General features: G+C 61.5%; 15 protein-coding genes. 5 read left to right on the top strand and 10 right to left on the bottom strand.

Annotation, left to right across the window (positions count from 1 at the left end; translation table 11 throughout):
- The first annotated feature begins 79 nt into the window (after positions 1–79).
- Positions 80–439 carry a 4a-hydroxytetrahydrobiopterin dehydratase gene (locus AC6CHO_RS13850; RefSeq protein ID WP_498215752.1) on the top strand — a complete coding sequence of 120 codons (360 nt, stop codon included), beginning with the start codon at positions 80–82 and terminating at the stop codon, positions 437–439.
- A 15-nt stretch (positions 440–454) separates the two neighbouring features.
- Here the strand turns inward: AC6CHO_RS13850 and AC6CHO_RS13845 are convergent, their stop codons facing one another.
- The 4 genes from AC6CHO_RS13845 to AC6CHO_RS13830 all read right to left on the bottom strand — a co-directional run bounded on the left by AC6CHO_RS13845 (position 455) and on the right by AC6CHO_RS13830 (position 4,664).
- A complete protein-coding gene (locus AC6CHO_RS13845; RefSeq protein WP_498215750.1) occupies positions 455–1,486 on the bottom strand; it encodes an FUSC family protein in 1,032 nt (343 codons plus the stop codon).
- Entirely contained in the window at positions 1,483–1,935 is a 453-nt protein-coding gene (locus tag AC6CHO_RS13840; protein ID WP_444661752.1) for a MarR family winged helix-turn-helix transcriptional regulator, read from the bottom strand. The genes AC6CHO_RS13845 and AC6CHO_RS13840 overlap by 4 nt, the downstream gene beginning before the upstream one ends.
- 85 nt (positions 1,936–2,020) lie before the next feature.
- Positions 2,021–3,547, bottom strand: coding sequence for a GMC family oxidoreductase (locus AC6CHO_RS13835; protein ID WP_498215748.1), 1,527 nt, complete (start codon positions 3,545–3,547; stop codon positions 2,021–2,023).
- Between the two features lie 139 nt (positions 3,548–3,686).
- Positions 3,687–4,664, bottom strand: coding sequence for an EamA family transporter (locus tag AC6CHO_RS13830; RefSeq protein ID WP_498215746.1), 978 nt, complete (start codon positions 4,662–4,664; stop codon positions 3,687–3,689).
- 120 nt (positions 4,665–4,784) lie between these two features.
- On the opposite strand from AC6CHO_RS13830, the gene AC6CHO_RS13825 reads away from it, so the two are divergent.
- A complete protein-coding gene (locus AC6CHO_RS13825; RefSeq protein WP_498215744.1) occupies positions 4,785–5,333 on the top strand; it encodes a CGNR zinc finger domain-containing protein in 549 nt (182 codons plus the stop codon).
- A gap of 120 nt (positions 5,334–5,453) precedes the next feature.
- Here the strand turns inward: AC6CHO_RS13825 and AC6CHO_RS13820 are convergent, their stop codons facing one another.
- Positions 5,454–6,437, bottom strand: a complete 984-nt coding sequence (locus AC6CHO_RS13820) for a LacI family DNA-binding transcriptional regulator (RefSeq protein WP_498215742.1) — start codon at positions 6,435–6,437, stop codon at positions 5,454–5,456.
- Positions 6,438–6,622: 185 nt separating this feature from the next.
- On the opposite strand from AC6CHO_RS13820, the gene AC6CHO_RS13815 reads away from it, so the two are divergent.
- The 3 genes from AC6CHO_RS13815 to AC6CHO_RS13805 all read left to right on the top strand — a co-directional run bounded on the left by AC6CHO_RS13815 (position 6,623) and on the right by AC6CHO_RS13805 (position 9,546).
- Positions 6,623–7,693 carry a C45 family autoproteolytic acyltransferase/hydrolase gene (locus AC6CHO_RS13815; RefSeq protein ID WP_498215740.1) on the top strand — a complete coding sequence of 357 codons (1,071 nt, stop codon included), beginning with the start codon at positions 6,623–6,625 and terminating at the stop codon, positions 7,691–7,693.
- Positions 7,694–7,708: 15 nt separating this feature from the next.
- Positions 7,709–9,004, top strand: coding sequence for an MFS transporter (locus AC6CHO_RS13810; protein ID WP_498215738.1), 1,296 nt, complete (start codon positions 7,709–7,711; stop codon positions 9,002–9,004).
- A gap of 230 nt (positions 9,005–9,234) precedes the next feature.
- The gene (locus tag AC6CHO_RS13805) at positions 9,235–9,546 is read left to right on the top strand and encodes a hypothetical protein (protein ID WP_444661745.1); all 312 of its coding nucleotides are present in this window, start codon (positions 9,235–9,237) and stop codon (positions 9,544–9,546) included.
- A gap of 12 nt (positions 9,547–9,558) precedes the next feature.
- On the opposite strand, the gene rraA is transcribed toward AC6CHO_RS13805, so the two are convergent.
- The 5 genes from rraA to AC6CHO_RS13780 form a co-directional block, all read right to left on the bottom strand.
- Positions 9,559–10,035, bottom strand: a complete 477-nt coding sequence (gene rraA / locus AC6CHO_RS13800) for a ribonuclease E activity regulator RraA (RefSeq protein ID WP_498215736.1) — start codon at positions 10,033–10,035, stop codon at positions 9,559–9,561.
- A gap of 77 nt (positions 10,036–10,112) precedes the next feature.
- Positions 10,113–11,507, bottom strand: a complete 1,395-nt coding sequence (locus tag AC6CHO_RS13795; RefSeq protein WP_498215887.1) for an amino acid permease — start codon at positions 11,505–11,507, stop codon at positions 10,113–10,115.
- A gap of 177 nt (positions 11,508–11,684) precedes the next feature.
- Positions 11,685–11,978: a hypothetical protein gene (locus tag AC6CHO_RS13790; protein ID WP_236995204.1), complete on the bottom strand. Its 294-nt coding sequence runs from the start codon at positions 11,976–11,978 to the stop codon at positions 11,685–11,687.
- Positions 11,979–12,016: 38 nt separating this feature from the next.
- On the bottom strand, positions 12,017–12,610 hold the full coding sequence (locus AC6CHO_RS13785) for an HdeD family acid-resistance protein (protein WP_498215733.1): 594 nt from the start codon (positions 12,608–12,610) through the stop codon (positions 12,017–12,019).
- A 249-nt stretch (positions 12,611–12,859) separates the two neighbouring features.
- Positions 12,860–14,359: an aldehyde dehydrogenase gene (locus AC6CHO_RS13780; protein ID WP_498215732.1), complete on the bottom strand. Its 1,500-nt coding sequence runs from the start codon at positions 14,357–14,359 to the stop codon at positions 12,860–12,862.
- Between the last annotated feature and the right edge of the window lie 18 nt (positions 14,360–14,377).

The following is a 14,377-nucleotide window of genomic DNA, read 5'->3' as shown; positions in this document are numbered from 1 at the left end:
GCAATTACTGCGAAGATGATACTGGCGGCCTCTGGCCTGCACCATGGGATAAAACTCCGCCTCACAAGGAGATGCTCTCATGACTAATATTCGACAGATTTCCCGCGCTCAATCACCGGTCAGCCTTGCCCCGGAACAGCGATTAGCCGCTCTTCAAGAGTGGAAGCGAAGCAAGGAATCATTCACTGCTTCCTACCGTTTTGATTCGACTGGCACCGCGCTGGAATTCATCACGCTCGTTGGGTTGCTTGCGGAAAAGGTCGACGTCCACCCTCATGTGGACTGGCGCTTCGACATCGTAACCCTTCGCTTGGCCCACGGCCTGAACACAGGAATCACAGCGAAGGACTTGAGCCTGGCCCGGCGCATTTCTGTCGATGCGCACCGGCTTAATGGCGCGGTCATGGTCGATTATCAGGACCGTCAGACCACCGCCTAAACCAGCAAGCCAGCGCTACTTGGCACTCACACGTCGATGGGCAAGCATCCCGATGACGATGCTCTGGACGGCACCAACCCCAGCACCCAATGCCGTCATGGCCACGCGGTCTAGAAGCAAGCTGGATGCCGGCTCCGGGCTGACCATGTGAACCATCAGCAGCGCGGTGACGGTCATGAAGACCATGCCAATGGCGTAGTTGCGCAGGATCACCAATTCGATGCAGATCTGGCCGATAATCGCAACGACAAGAATGACCCAAATTCGTGGTTCGAAGATGAGCACCGCGGCGGCGAGCATCACGCCAATACAGGTGCCGACGCTGCGCTGCAGGCCACGGGCCACTTTGGAATACGCGTCGATTCCGGTCACCGCGGCAATGGCTCCCAGACTGGCCCAGTACCAGTGTCCGCCATTGAAAAGTTCGGCGGCAGCACCTGCCAACAGCACGCCCAAGCCCATTTGCGCAGATTCCCGCAGCGCTCTCGGCGAGGGCGTCCAGGAGCAGCCCGCGCGAAGAGTATTCAAGAGGCTGGCCCGACGCGCTGAGAGACCCAGCATGAACAGGAGGCTGAAGACCATTGTTCCGCCGCCCACGAGGAGCACGCCAGCAAAGGAGTGCATGGTGGCCGGAATGCTAATGCAGGTTCCACCCGCGAAGACGGCAAAAATGGGACCCGCCGGCAACCACCGTGCCGCATGCGAGACATAGTTCGCCCCGAACCCGATCACCGCGAGCACCAGGAGACAGATGATGAACGGCGCGTGAATCAGCGAGAAGAACGTTCCCAGAAGCATAGCGGCCAGTTGAACCAAGCCGACAGACAGCTGCTGCCAGAAGCGTGAAGCGTACCCATCATAGCGGCCGAAGACTGCGCAGAATGCCCCGAAGGCCGCGTACATCGCCCAATCCAAATGCCCGGTAATCGCGACCAGCACCAGAGGAACGCTCAGCGCAAACGCCGCCTTGGCAGCCGGGATGGCCGAGGGAGTAGGTGGTGCCAACGCCACGGAACGGTTCAGTACTTCCTTGACGTGATGCTTCATTTGCGGGCCTCGCCACCCTTGAGGGCTACCAGTTGCAGCAGGCTTCGCAAGGTTTCTTGCTGCTGCGCGTCAAGGGCGCCGAAGACTTTTGCCTCGCTGCGTTCGGCCGCAGCGGTGGCACGTGCAGTGAATTTCTTGCCTTCCGATGTCAGGGCAATGATGTTGCGGCGTCGATCGACTGGGTCAACGCTGCGTTCGAGGATCTTGTGTTCAGTTAGTTCGTCGAGGTAGGCCACCAGGTGCCCACGATTCAAGTTCGCGTGCTTTGCCAGGTCGTTTTGCGACATCGGCCCGAACTCGGCGAGCGCGCAGACAATCATGAAGTGGTTGCGGGTCAGTGATTCTGATTCCATGAGCTCGGTCAGCTCCTGGGTGCCCACCCGCCCTGCTCGCGAGGTCAGATAGCTCAGGGAGTTCCACTGGAACTGGGGAATCAGGAAGTCGCTCATCCCTACAAAATATCATTTCACCACGAAACTATTCCAGCAGGAACCGAATATTCGATCAAGGACACACTGCGCGGAAGTCCAGGGCCTAGGCAAGCCCGAGTTCCTTGAGCATGAACTTGGCGCCCTGTTCCCCAATCAGAATTGACGGTGCGTTGGTATTGCCTGTGGTAATCCTGGGCATGATCGATGCATCAATCACGCGCAGTCCGCGCAAGCCATGCACCTTGAGCTCGGGATCCACCACCGCCCGTCCATCCACGCCCATCGCGCAGGTGCCGACCTGGTGATGGTAGGTCACCACGTTGTTGCGGATATAGTCCTCCAGTTGCCCGTCATCTTGAACATCTGGCCCGGGATAGACTTCCTGCGCTCCCCAGATTTCCGCAAGTGCTTCCTGGGCAACCATTTGGCGGCACTGCTTGATGGAGTACAGGAAGGCGCCCATGTCCCGGTGGTCAGCCAGCGCGTTTAGGTCGATATTCACCGGATCATCCAGCCCGGGTCCGCTCAGGGTGAGCTCGCCGCGGCTGTAGGGGGTGACAATCCCGGAGTGCAGGGTGAAGGCGGTGCCCTCGATGGGTTCCATCCCCGGTGAATACATTGGGACCGCAAAAAAGATTGGCTGGGTATCAGGCTTGTCAAGATCATCACGAGACTTCGCGAAAAGGTGCGTTTGCGACACCGAGACCCCTTGACGCGGCGCTGGAATATCGCGCTTCGTGGTCTTGGCGATCACCGGAGCCAGCAGATGGTCATGCAGGTTCTTTCCAACGCCGGGCAGCGCGTGCACCGGCGTCACTCCCGCTTGTTCCAATTCTTTCGGGGCCCCGATTCCTGAACGCAGCAGAATCTGCGGGGAACCCAAAGCGCCAGCGCTGAGCACGACGTGGTCAGCGGTCAGCTGGTGCATTTGCCCGTCTTGGCGGTAATTCACTCCGGTGACCGTGCCGTCCTGGAGAATCACAGAATGGATTTCCGCGCCGGTAATGATCGTTGCCTGCCCACGAACCGGCTTCAGATAGGCCTTCCACGTATTCACTCGCTGGCCGTCAACGATATTGACCTGTTCTTTGGACACGCCGTCCAGAACGCCGGAATTATAGTCCGGGTTGAACGGGACGCCGGATTGCTCGGCCGCTTTGATAATCGACGCATGAATCTCATCAAGTTCGTAGTCATTGTCAACCGGGATGAGCCCGCCGATCCCGTGGACGTCGCTGGCTCCGCCAGTGAAGTCTTCGATGTCCCGATAGATCGGCAGCACATTCTCCCAAGCCCAGGCCGGCCCGCAGTGTTCTGCCCAACCGTCAAAATCTTGTTGGGCGCAGCGAACCCAGATGGTTGCATTGAGCGCGTGCGATCCGCCGAGGACCTTGCCGCGCGGAAGGTGCACCCGTTTGCCGGCGGTGCCTTCCATAGGCGTGGTGTAGTAGTCCCAATCGTCCGGGCTGTGCCAGAGCTCGCCTAGCCTCGAAAGATCATGGATCGCAGGGTTGGTGTCTTCTCCCCCGGCCTCGAATACCGTCACATCGGCGCCGGCATCGATCAAGCGCCGGGCAACCACCGATCCCGCTGAACCTGCTCCGACCACAATGACAGACACCTTGCCCATGCCAACCCCTCTTTCTACATTCCGTCCGGCCACCCCGAGGTGGACCACGACGCCATAGTCCAAGTGTGTCGCGGGTCACTCCCCATGGATTGCCTTTGCGCGCATACGGCTTGTCTGTCAGCGCAAAGACAGCACCCGCTCAGCGTTCCTTGCGTACGGCCCGCAATTCGTCAACGCGCACCAGCACCACGCCAGCCACGATCAGCAAACCGCCAAAGAGCTGCACCAGCCCCGGCAATTCCGAAAGCAAAAGCCACGCCCACAGCACCGCGAACAGCACTTCGGTCAGCGAAATGAAACTGGCGACCTTGGAACCCAGTTCCCTCGCCGCCATGACGCCGGTGGTGTAGGAAAACACCGTCGCGATCAGGATCAGGCCGCTCAGGGCCAACCACCATGGCGCCTGGAATCCCGCAAAGGACCCACTGCCCGCGGCGAAGGTCATCGGCAGGACCCCAAGGGACCCCACCAGCAGCATGGACAGTGCCCCAACAGCCATGCCGCCGGCGGAGAGCATGATCGGCGGCAGCGCGCCATCGACCTTGGCGCTGATGAAGAAGTACACGGTCAGGCCCACCGCTGCCCCGAGTCCCCACAGGACTCCGATCGGATCAATTCTTGATGTTCCAGTCAGGTCCAGGACCGCCACCAGGCCCAGCAGGGACAATAGCGTGCCAGCAATCGTGGCTGCCGAGGGCCGCTTCTGGTGCCTGGCCCACAGCACCAGCACGATCAGCACCGGAGCCAGATATTCGAGCAGCAATGCCACGCCGACATCCAGCCGCTGCACGGCCAGGAAATAGCACAGCTGGCAGGCACCCACGCCAAAGAGGCCAAAGAGCAAAATCGAGAGCCAATTGGTGCGCACCAGCACCCAGCGTCCGCGCATCGCCAGGGCCGCCGGGATGGCTAGCACCACTGCAGCCCCGGCCATGCGCGCAGCTACCGCGGCGGTGGGGCTCCAGCCTGCCTCGAAAAGGCCCCTGGCAAAGGAACCAGAAATTCCAAAGGCGGCCGAGGAGGCTAATGCAATCCAGATTCCGCGGGTTTGGCTGGTACTGCGTGCAGCTGGCTCGCGGGTGCTAGCAGGCAGCTGCGAACCGGTGGTTTCGCTCATGGGCGGTGATGACTTTCTTGGAGAATTTTCTGCCCTGCGCAGGGCCAATAAAGCATATGGGCATGACGATACGGTTAGGCTTGAGAGGCAGTCAATCCACATCCCGCCCAGGAACGAATTATGACCTTTGCCCCAGATATCGAAGCTTCGCTGAAGACCGTCGTGAATCTTTTGAATACCGAGGTGCAGATTATCGACATGCTCTCCACCGTCGCGGATCTGGACGAGTTCCTCGACTCTGAAAACTTCGAGGGCTCCCGGGCACACAACCAGTCGGAGTTGCGCTCCATCCGCCAGCTGCGCTCCCAGCTCAAGAGCATCTGGACCGGCAACGAAGATGAAGCTGTCTTTCGAGTCAACCAGATCCTGCGCAATGCCAATGCACAGCCGCAATTGATCAAGAGCGAGAACCTTGGCTACCACCTTCACGCGACCACCACCAGCACCCCGTTGTACGACAGGCTCGCGGTGGACGCCGCCATGGCGCTGGCTGAGGTCATTCGTTCGGGTGGCAAAGCGCGGCTGCGAATCTGCGCTTCCACCGACTGCCAGAATGCCCTGCTGGATCTGTCGCGGAACCGGTCCAAGATGTACTGCGATACCGGGAACTGCGCCAACCGCGAGCACGTTCGCGCCTACCGGGCGAGGAAGGCCGGCAAGTCTTCCTAGACCGGCACCCCGCTCCCCGGGAACCGTGGCAATTCCGCACTGGGCACGGCTGTCGATTCCATCTTTCGCTCGGGGAAAATTGCGCGGGTCGCAGCAATCCTGACGCACCTGGCTGGATGGTCATCGCCGCAGGCTCGAACTGCGGGGCCTGAATCGCGCCTTGCGCAAGATCGGCCCGCTCGGTTCCTGCCCTTCCATGCGCTCAATCAGCAGATCCAGCGCATCGGCATAAACCTCATTCGGGTTCAACTGGATGGCACTGATGGCAGGACGGCTAAAGCGCGCGGCCTCCGAATCCGATCCAGTGGCAACCAGCAACTCATCGGGGACATTGATTCCCTGGTCCAAGGCCGCTGCCACTACACCGACGGCATGCCGTGCTGTCATCGCGTAGATGGCGTCCGTCGCGCCGTTGTCCCAGACAGACCCGAAAAGCTCCGCAGCGCCGGTAACGCCGCTGGATTCATCGAGAATGTGCACTTTCGGCTCCAGGCCATGATCGTTGCACCAGGATCTGTAGGCCTGCTCGCTGCTCAGATTCCATGAATTTTCATTGGCCCCGCGCAGCAAGGCGGGGCGTTGGCCTCCTTGCCGGCGAAAGTGCTCCATGACCTGCAAGCAGCTTTCCCCGTCATCGTCTGAGGCCCAGGACTTGAAGTGCTTCCTTCCTGGATCACTGCCGATGCAGGCATACGGAATCTCGCGATTATCCAGCAAGTCGATCACTGGATCATTGCTTTGCGGGGACACGACGATATAGCCGTCCAGAGCAAGGGAAATTGCAGGGATCTTCGGCCCCGTCAGGTCCGGCAGCACCATCGGAGCAATACCGCGCTGGAGCGCCATGGCGCTGAGCGTGCTGATCGTCTGGTCGAAGACGTCGATGCCGGGCAGAAAGTACTCGCCGAGCAGGTCGAGCGATCGATTGACTATTCCAATGGCGCCCAGCGGGGATCGACGCAGCCCCCGGGCCAGCGCATCGGCTTGATACCCGATATCCCCAGCGGTGGCGATGATGCGCTCCCGCGTCTGGTCGCTCAACGTCCCCTTGCCGTTCAACGCAAATGAAACCGCGGCAACGGAGACATTCGCGGCCTTCGCCACGTCGTGAATTGTGGTCTTCCTGGCCCTTGCCATCACAAAAATCCAGCCATTCTTCCTAGTCATTGGCAACATTGGCAAAACTTGTTTGCGCCTGTTGTATAAAACGTTTTATGTCCTTAATGTGTAACACAGCTTACAACCCCGCCCGCAATCCCCTGGGTTGCGCCGACCAGCCGAGGAACCCCGTGCAACTTCATTCGCTTCGTACCACCACGCTTGATCCCGCAGAACGCGGCCAGGCCATCGCGTCAAATTTCGGTCCGCTCATTAAGCGCAATGCCGCCGACTATCTCGTGCATTTCTCCAGGATGCAGATTCCTTCCTCCACGTTCCGCACGATCGCTGAAAACACCCACGGGGCACTGCGCGAATGGGATGAGAATCTGGCGGTTGAGCTGGAGGCCCAGGCCGCAGCGCTGGGCATCGACCTGTGGCAGCTGGCGGCCCTCAATGCCCGCACCGAAGTCCTTGCCGCGGCGCCGCCGAGCAAGGAGGGAGAATGCTCTACCGCAGTATTCATTCCAGAACAGGGCGCGCCTGCGAGCTTCCAAACCTGGGACTGGCACCCGCATCTGGCCTCAGACGGTCTGTTGCACGAGCTCGTCTGCCGCGAGGGCCGCCGGGTGAAGCTCTTCACCGAATTCGGCATCAGCGGAAAGATCGGCGTGAATTCCGACGGGCTGGGAGTGCATTTCAACATCCTCGCCCATGAGGCGGACAAGGCCGGGGCCGGCGTCCCGGTCCACTCCATCGCCCGCTCGATCCTGGAGCGCGCCGGCAGCATTGCCGAAGCCATCGACCTCACCGAGGGCGTGGCGGTCAGCGCCTCCACCGTCCTCACCGTCGTGCAAGGCGGCGCGCAGCCAGAAGCCGCCAGCATCGAATTCAGCCCTACCGGCCGCCGCATCGTCAATCGCACCAAGAGCGGATGGGCATTGCACACGAACCATTTCCTGGATCACGGCCTCTTTGCCGGCGATACCATGCCCGCAGACTCGACCACTGCCGAGCGCTACAGCTATCTTGCCGAACGGACCGCAGGCAGCCATCCTGCCTCGACCAAGGAGATCGCCGGCATCCTGTCGAGCAGGACCGGGGAAACCCCCGTGCTGTGCATGCGCCCAGAGCCGGGCAAGCCTGCCATAGAACAGTGGGAGACCCTGTTGAGCATCGGAATCGACACCGAGAACTTCGAGCTGAACTACTTCGCCGGCAATCCCGATGCCTCGGCCCGCAACGGCCTGCTGACCTTCTAGCCTCCAAGGATGATGATGACTGCGATCCAAACCCCTGCCCAGCCGGTCATGAGCGCGCGCCGCATTTTCATGATCGCCGGCTTTGGCACTGCCCTCGAGTTCTATGATTTCACCGTCTATGGACTCGCCGCCGCGTTGATCTTCCCGAAGCTCTTCTTCCCCGGCTTCGACCCGCTGGTGGGAACGATCATCGCCTTTGCGGCCTTTGGCTCCGGCTTCCTGGCCCGGCCGCTGGGCGGCATCGTGTTCGGGCACTTCGGCGACAAGTATTCCCGCCGCACGGTGCTGATCACCACGCTGAGCATCATGGGCGCCTCGACCTTCCTGATCGGCTGCCTGCCCAGCTACCAGACACTGGGCGTGGCTGCGCCGATCCTGCTGGTGCTGCTTCGCCTGCTGCAGGGATTCTCGGCTGGCGGCGAATGGGGCGGCGCCTCGCTGACAGGTGTTGAAAATGCCCCCGAAAAGTGCCGTGGCCTCTACGGGAGCTTCACCTCGATGGGTATTGGCCTGGGCAGCCTGCTCGGGTCAGGAGTCTTCGCGCTGCTGACCCTTCTGCCACAGGACTTGCTGTTCTCCTATGGCTGGCGCGTGGCGTTCTGGCTGGGTGGGGCCTTGGTCATCGTCGGGCTTTTCGCCCGTAGAAGCATGCCGGAGGAAAAGCCCTCCGCGGCACCCACCCAGGGCGCTCCCCTGGTTGAAGCCCTGCGCAAGCATCCGCGGCAGATCCTCCTGGCCATCGGCGTTGCCTACGGCTACAACACCATTGCCTACATCGGTTCCATCTTCACCGTGACTTACGCGGAACAGCGCGACTACTCCCCCACCATTTCCATGTTGTTCCAGGTAATCGGCGCGGCGGTCTTCGTCATCTCGGCGCCCGTCATGGGCGCGCTCTCGGACCGTTATGGGCGCAAGAGAATCGTCGGCTGGGGAACCGCGATCTACACCGGCATCTTTTTCCTGTTCTTCCCCATGGTCGACGCACACATCGGATGGCTGGTGGTCCTTGCCTACGCCTTGCTGAATATCTTCATGGCTGCCCCGCAGGGATGCATCCCGGCCTTCCTCTCCGAGCAGTTCCCTCGCAAAACCCGCATGTCCGCAATCAGCACGACCTACCAGACCGGCGCGGCACTCGGCGGCGGTACCGCTGCGACCGCTGCGGCCGCGCTCTTCGCGGCGATGGGCGGCAATCCCTTGGGCGTTGGCCTCTACTCTGCTTTCGCCGCCCTGGTGCTGGTCCTTTGCACGGCGGGCCTGCGCGAAACGTCCAAGGTCCGCACCGGCGATCTGGGGCTCAAGAACTAGGAGCAGCGAACCGGCGGGTTCCCCTGTGCTTGCTCGAAGCGGTGCCGCGGCAAATTCCGCAGCACCGCTTCGTGGCTTCTACCCGCCAAGGCGCCCATCGCCGCCCGCTACGGGCGTCGCCCAGGTCCGGCACGGCGGGCGGGCACAGGTCCTCGCCTTTAACCCGGCCTGAGCCCTATGATGAACAGATCACCGGTACACCGGCGTTGCAGCAGCTGAAAGGGCAGGTCATGTCACAGGAATTACATGCTTCGGACGACTATGAAGCACGCTTGGAAGCCGCCCACAGCAACCCGTTGATGGCGGCCGGACGCTGGGTGGTCGCGCTCGCCTCGGCAACTTTGGGCGATGGCGAGTTCGAAGCCAACGAGCCGCAGGTCGTGGTCCATTCCCGCGTGGACGATTCGGTGATGCTGCGCTTCACCACCTCCAGCTTGGAGGAAGCCGAACGCCTGATCGTGCAGATCCGCGAGGACTTGGAGAATCTGAGCACCGAGGAGTTCCGCGCCGAATGGGAGCCCGCAGCAGACCGGAAACGGTAGCCCTGTACCGGGCTACTGCTCGATGAGGATTCCATCGATATCCGCGTAGACCATCGCCCCGGGGCGCACCTTCGCGTCGCCGATGCTCAGGACTTCGTCCACTGCGCCATGCGAGCGTTTCACGGTCTTGCGCGGGTTGCTGCCCAGGGCCTTGATGCCCAGTTCCATTTCCGCCAGGGCCGCCCGGTCGCGCACGGCGCCGTGGATGATCACTCCGGCCCAGCCGTTTGCTTCAGCGCTGGCGGCAATCATGTCGCCCATCAGCGCATAGCGCAGCGAGCCGCCGCCGTCGACGACGAGCACCGATCCATTGCCCGGGAAGCTGAGGATCTCCTTGATCAGCCCGTTGTCTTCATGGCACTTCACGGTGCGTGCGGGCCCGTGGAAGGACAGCCGTCCGCCGAAGTCCTGGAATTGGACCGAGACGGACTGCAAGGACTCGCCGTGCTGGTCGTACAGGTCTGCGGTGCTGATGGGATCCTGCTGCATGATGCTCCTATGAATCTGCGATGCTCTTCCACCCACAGCATAGCCGCGCACCGCGTGCCTTCCGGTAGATGGCGGTTCTAGAGCTCAAGCTCCTGCTGGTAGGCCTTGGCATCGAGTGCACCCAAGCGCGAGTGGCGGCGTCCGTAGCCAAGGTAGATGCCGACGCCGACAATCATCCACAGCCCGAAGACCGCCCAGGTGATACCGGCCAGGTTGAACATCAGGAAAAGGCAGGCGGCAATGCCCAGGATCGGAGTCACCGGATACAGCGGAACCCGGAAGGTGCGCGGAGTATCCGGCTGGGTCTTGCGCAGGTACATGACCGATACGCCGACCAGCGCGAAGGCGAAGAGCGTGCCGATGCTGGTGGCTTCGGCCAGCTGCCCCAGCGGAATCAGCGAGGCTGCAATGGCGACCAGCAGCCCGGTGACGTAGGTGCCAATCACCGGGGTGTGCGTCTTGCGCGAGACCTTGGCGAAGAAGCGCGGAACCAGGCCATCGCGTCCCATGGAAAGCAAAATGCGCGTCTGGCCATACAGGGTGGTGAGCACCACCGAGACGATGGCGATGACCGAAGCCAGCGCGAAGGCCAGCACCATCCAGCGCTGCCCGGTGATCTCCGAGACGATCTGCACCAGGGCGGCTTCGGAGTCGGCGAACCAGTTCCACTCGCGGGCGCCAATCGCGGCAACGGCTACCAGCACGTAGATGGCGGTCACCAAAGCCATCGCGATCATGATGGCACGCGGCAGGTCCTTCTGCGGGTTCTTCGCTTCCTCGCCGGCGGTGGAGGCTGCATCAAAACCAATGTAGGAGAAGAAGACCATCGAGGCCGCGCCGGTGACTCCGGCCGCGCCCATCGGCAGCAGCGGGGCGAAGTTCCCGGCGTTAAAAGCAGTAAAGGCGACGATCACGAAAAAGACCAGGATCGCGATTTTCACCAGCACCATGATGGTATTGGCCATCGCGGATTCGCGGGCTCCGCGCACCAGCAGAACGGTTGCCAGCACCACGACGATCAACGCCGAAAGGTTGATCACCCCGCCGTCGCCGGGCCCTCCGGCCAAGGAATCGGGCAACGACAAGCCGAAAATCTGCAGGGTCTGATTCACGTAGGCCCCTGCTCCGACAGCTACCGCCGCCGCGGAGACTGCGTATTCCAAAACCAGGCACCAGCCGCAAATCCATGCGACTCCTTCACCCAGGGTGGCGTAGGAATAGGAATAGCTGGAACCCGACACCGGAACCATGCCTGCCATCTCGGCGTAGGATACCGCGGAGAGCAGCGCGGTGATGCCCGCCAGCACAAAGGCGATCCAGATGGCTGGCCCGGCCACCGGCACAGCAGATCCGAGAATGACCAGGATGCCGGTCCCCAGAGTGGCGCCCACCGAGATCATCACCAGCTGCATGACACCCAGCGAGCGTTTCAGCGAGCCAAGCCCGGCGTTGCTGGCAGCGTCATTGGCCATCGCGTTGATGGATTTGCGCCGCAACAGCTGCTTGCCCAGAGGGGTGCGTCCGGCCGGCGGGGTGGTACTGGTGCTACTCACGGGAAATCCTTGATACGTATTTGTCGCAAACGGGAACGCGCCGGGACTATCTGTAATGGACAGTCCCAGCGCGTGATCTCTGGCTAAGCTTTATTATCAGTCTTCAAACTTCTTGTCCGGGTTGGCCGAGGATCGGTTCACGCCGGTCCCCTTGCCCAGGTCTGGATCATTCTCCTTGCCTGCCATGGTCATCACCGAGATGACCAGAAGGCAGGCGATGAAGGCAATGCCGAAACAAGCCAAGCCGATGTCGAAACGCAACGGATTTTGCGATCCACCGGTGGAGCTGACCAGGCCGACGACTCCCGCGACGATCGCCATGGCCAGCGAGAAGCTCAGTGGGCCCTTGATCGACTGGCTCCACGGCTGCTTCTTCTTATTGTTTCCCACCAGAAACTCCGTTTCTACTTTTCCTGCAGACTTCAAGACTAGTTGTTTTCTTGCTCCGGCATATCGGCCGCGTTGGGCGCTTCAGCCTTCATCTCGTGGCGATGGCCGAATCCGGCAATCAGCTCGAAGACTGCAAGGACGATGGTGCCGCCGCCAATCAGGCCGAAGAGCGCGTGGGCATCCATGCCGCCGCTGAAGCACAGCGCCATGGCCAAAATCACGCCCACAGCACCGGTGACCAGCTGGTTCCTGAATGGCGGGAAGGCGTGGCGGAGCTTGGCGAAAACGTAGAGTTCAGCAATGCCGGAGACCAGGAAGGCGAAGGCCGCGATGTATCCGATCCACGCCACCGAGGTGGCGAAGATGGTGGCGATGCCGGCCAGCAGCATCAGTCCGGCGCCTGCGGCATAGGCGCCGCGGGACCTCTCCGGGGCGCTGCCAACCACCACGTACTGCCACATGAATACGCCGGTGACTACGAGGAACCCTGCCGTTGAATAGGCCAGGGCCTTCTGGTCCGCGCCGATCCAGAAGATCGAGAGCAGCGCGTAGGCGACCGCAGTGAGTCCGCGCAGGAAGACCGGGCGGAAAACATCTTGGGCTTGGGTTGGGGTGGTTTTTGGTGCAGGCACAATTTCTATTCTACCGCGCATAGAACTAACCGCCAGTTCAGCGATGACGGAAGCGGGGGTTGCGTGGACGGCTGGCCACGCAAACACGGGAGATCCGAGGATCCAGTTCGCATCTTTAGCGCGCAATTGCCTCCGAGGCCATTGCGGGTTGAACAGCCAGGCAGCCCTAAACCGGGCCCAGCCACCACCCGCGTGCAATGCGGAAAGCAGTCGGGCCCGAGCCATTGATCGCTGCTGCTGGCCTGGGAACTAGCCGTGCTGGATCCAAGTGGTTTTCAAGCCCGTGTAGTTATCCAGCGCATGCGCCGATAGGTCTCGGCCGAAACCGGATTGCTTGAATCCTCCAAATGGGGTTGTCAAACCCAGCGCATCGACAGTATTGATCGACACTGTTCCGGCTACCAGCCGAGCAGCGACGCGGTGGGCGCGGGAAAGATTCGTGGTCCACAATGATGCGGCCAGCCCATATTCCGTGCCGTTGGCCAGTTCAATCGCTTCCTCTTCGGTATCAAAGACGCTGATCGTCGCGACGGGACCAAAAATCTCGGTATGGTGCAGCGGATGCTGGGCCGGCAACTGCGCAATGATGGTCGGTTCGATATAGGCATCGGACCCGTTCAAGGCCAGTCGCCGGCCCCCAGCGCGGATGACCCCGTCATTCCGGCCGCTCTCGATGGCTTGTTCTACCTGATCGGCATGGGCGCTGTTCACCATTGCTCCGGCCCCGGCATGTTCAGGATCCAGGGGGTCCCCCGGCGCATATTCGGCACTGTGCTTGGCCAGCGCCTCGATGAACTGTTCGGCAATGCCGCGCTGGACCAGGATGCGCGAGTTCGCCGAACAGACTTCGCCTTGGTTGTAGAAGGCTCCGAAGGCCGCTTTGGCCGCCGCCTCATCAAGATCCTCGACATCATCGAAGATCAGGTTGGAGCTTTTTCCTCCGGCTTCCAGTCCGAGGCGCTTCATATTGGACTGCCCCGAGCATTCAAGCAGCCCCTTGGCCACCGCCGTTGATCCGGTGAAGGCCACAGCATCCACATCCATATGGCGCGCCAGCCCTTCTCCCACGATCCTCCCTGAACCTGGAACAACATTGAGCACGCCAGCGGGAATACCCGCTTCCACGGCCAATTCGCCTAGCCGCAACGCCGAGAGCGAGGACTGACCAGCTGGTTTGAGCACGACGCTGTTTCCGGCTGCCAATGCCGGCGCAAGCTTCCAGCAAGCAATTTCCAGCGGGTAGTTCCACGGAGTAATGGCCGCCACCACGCCCAGCGGTTCGCGCGTCACCAGTGCGGTAGTGCCCGGTGGGGTTGAAGGGATTTCATCAGATAGCTTGTCGACAAGCTCCGCGTACCAGCGGAAGGTCTCAATGCTTCCCGGGACATCCACTGTGGTGCTCTGCGCGATGGGCTTTCCCATGTCGAGGCTGTCCAGCAAGGCCAGCTCTGCGCCATGAACCTCCATCAGGTCCGCCAAGCGCAGCATGGCTTCCTTGCGGGCTGTGGCGCCGATGCGGCTCCACTGGCCGCCCTCGAAGGCAGCCCGCGCCGAAGCAACTGCCGCTTCAACGTCCTCGCTGGTGCAGGCAGCAATATCGGCCAGATGGCGCCCATCGACCGGGCTGATGCTGGGGAACGTCTCTGCGTTCGAAGCGTCCCTGCGTTCCCCGTCAATCAAGGCTCGCCCGTCAAGACGAAGCGACCCGGCGAGTTCTCGCCATGAAGTGTCTGTAGATAGCTTGGTCATGATTTATTCTCCAATGCG

Source organism: Glutamicibacter sp. GQ173 (genome assembly GCF_059759215.1).
The sequence above is the reverse complement of the archived record's forward strand: the minus strand, read 5'-3'. Positions and strand labels throughout refer to the sequence as shown.

What these genes read in the sequence shown, in the direction of transcription:
- AC6CHO_RS13840 (WP_444661752.1), bottom strand. Translation starts at nt 1,935, where the DNA reads ATGAGCGACTTCCTGATTCCCCAGTTCCAGTGGAACTCCCTGAGCTAT.
- AC6CHO_RS13795 (WP_498215887.1), bottom strand. Translation starts at nt 11,507, where the DNA reads ATGGCCAATGACGCTGCCAGCAACGCCGGGCTTGGCTCGCTGAAACGC.
- AC6CHO_RS13835 (WP_498215748.1), bottom strand. Translation starts at nt 3,547, where the DNA reads ATGGGCAAGGTGTCTGTCATTGTGGTCGGAGCAGGTTCAGCGGGATCG.
- AC6CHO_RS13825 (WP_498215744.1), top strand. Translation starts at nt 4,785, where the DNA reads ATGACCTTTGCCCCAGATATCGAAGCTTCGCTGAAGACCGTCGTGAAT.
- AC6CHO_RS13810 (WP_498215738.1), top strand. Translation starts at nt 7,709, where the DNA reads ATGACTGCGATCCAAACCCCTGCCCAGCCGGTCATGAGCGCGCGCCGC.
- AC6CHO_RS13845 (WP_498215750.1), bottom strand. Translation starts at nt 1,486, where the DNA reads ATGAAGCATCACGTCAAGGAAGTACTGAACCGTTCCGTGGCGTTGGCA.
- rraA (WP_498215736.1), bottom strand. Translation starts at nt 10,035, where the DNA reads ATGCAGCAGGATCCCATCAGCACCGCAGACCTGTACGACCAGCACGGC.
- AC6CHO_RS13830 (WP_498215746.1), bottom strand. Translation starts at nt 4,664, where the DNA reads ATGAGCGAAACCACCGGTTCGCAGCTGCCTGCTAGCACCCGCGAGCCA.
- AC6CHO_RS13850 (WP_498215752.1), top strand. Translation starts at nt 80, where the DNA reads ATGACTAATATTCGACAGATTTCCCGCGCTCAATCACCGGTCAGCCTT.
- AC6CHO_RS13805 (WP_444661745.1), top strand. Translation starts at nt 9,235, where the DNA reads ATGTCACAGGAATTACATGCTTCGGACGACTATGAAGCACGCTTGGAA.
- AC6CHO_RS13780 (WP_498215732.1), bottom strand. Translation starts at nt 14,359, where the DNA reads ATGACCAAGCTATCTACAGACACTTCATGGCGAGAACTCGCCGGGTCG.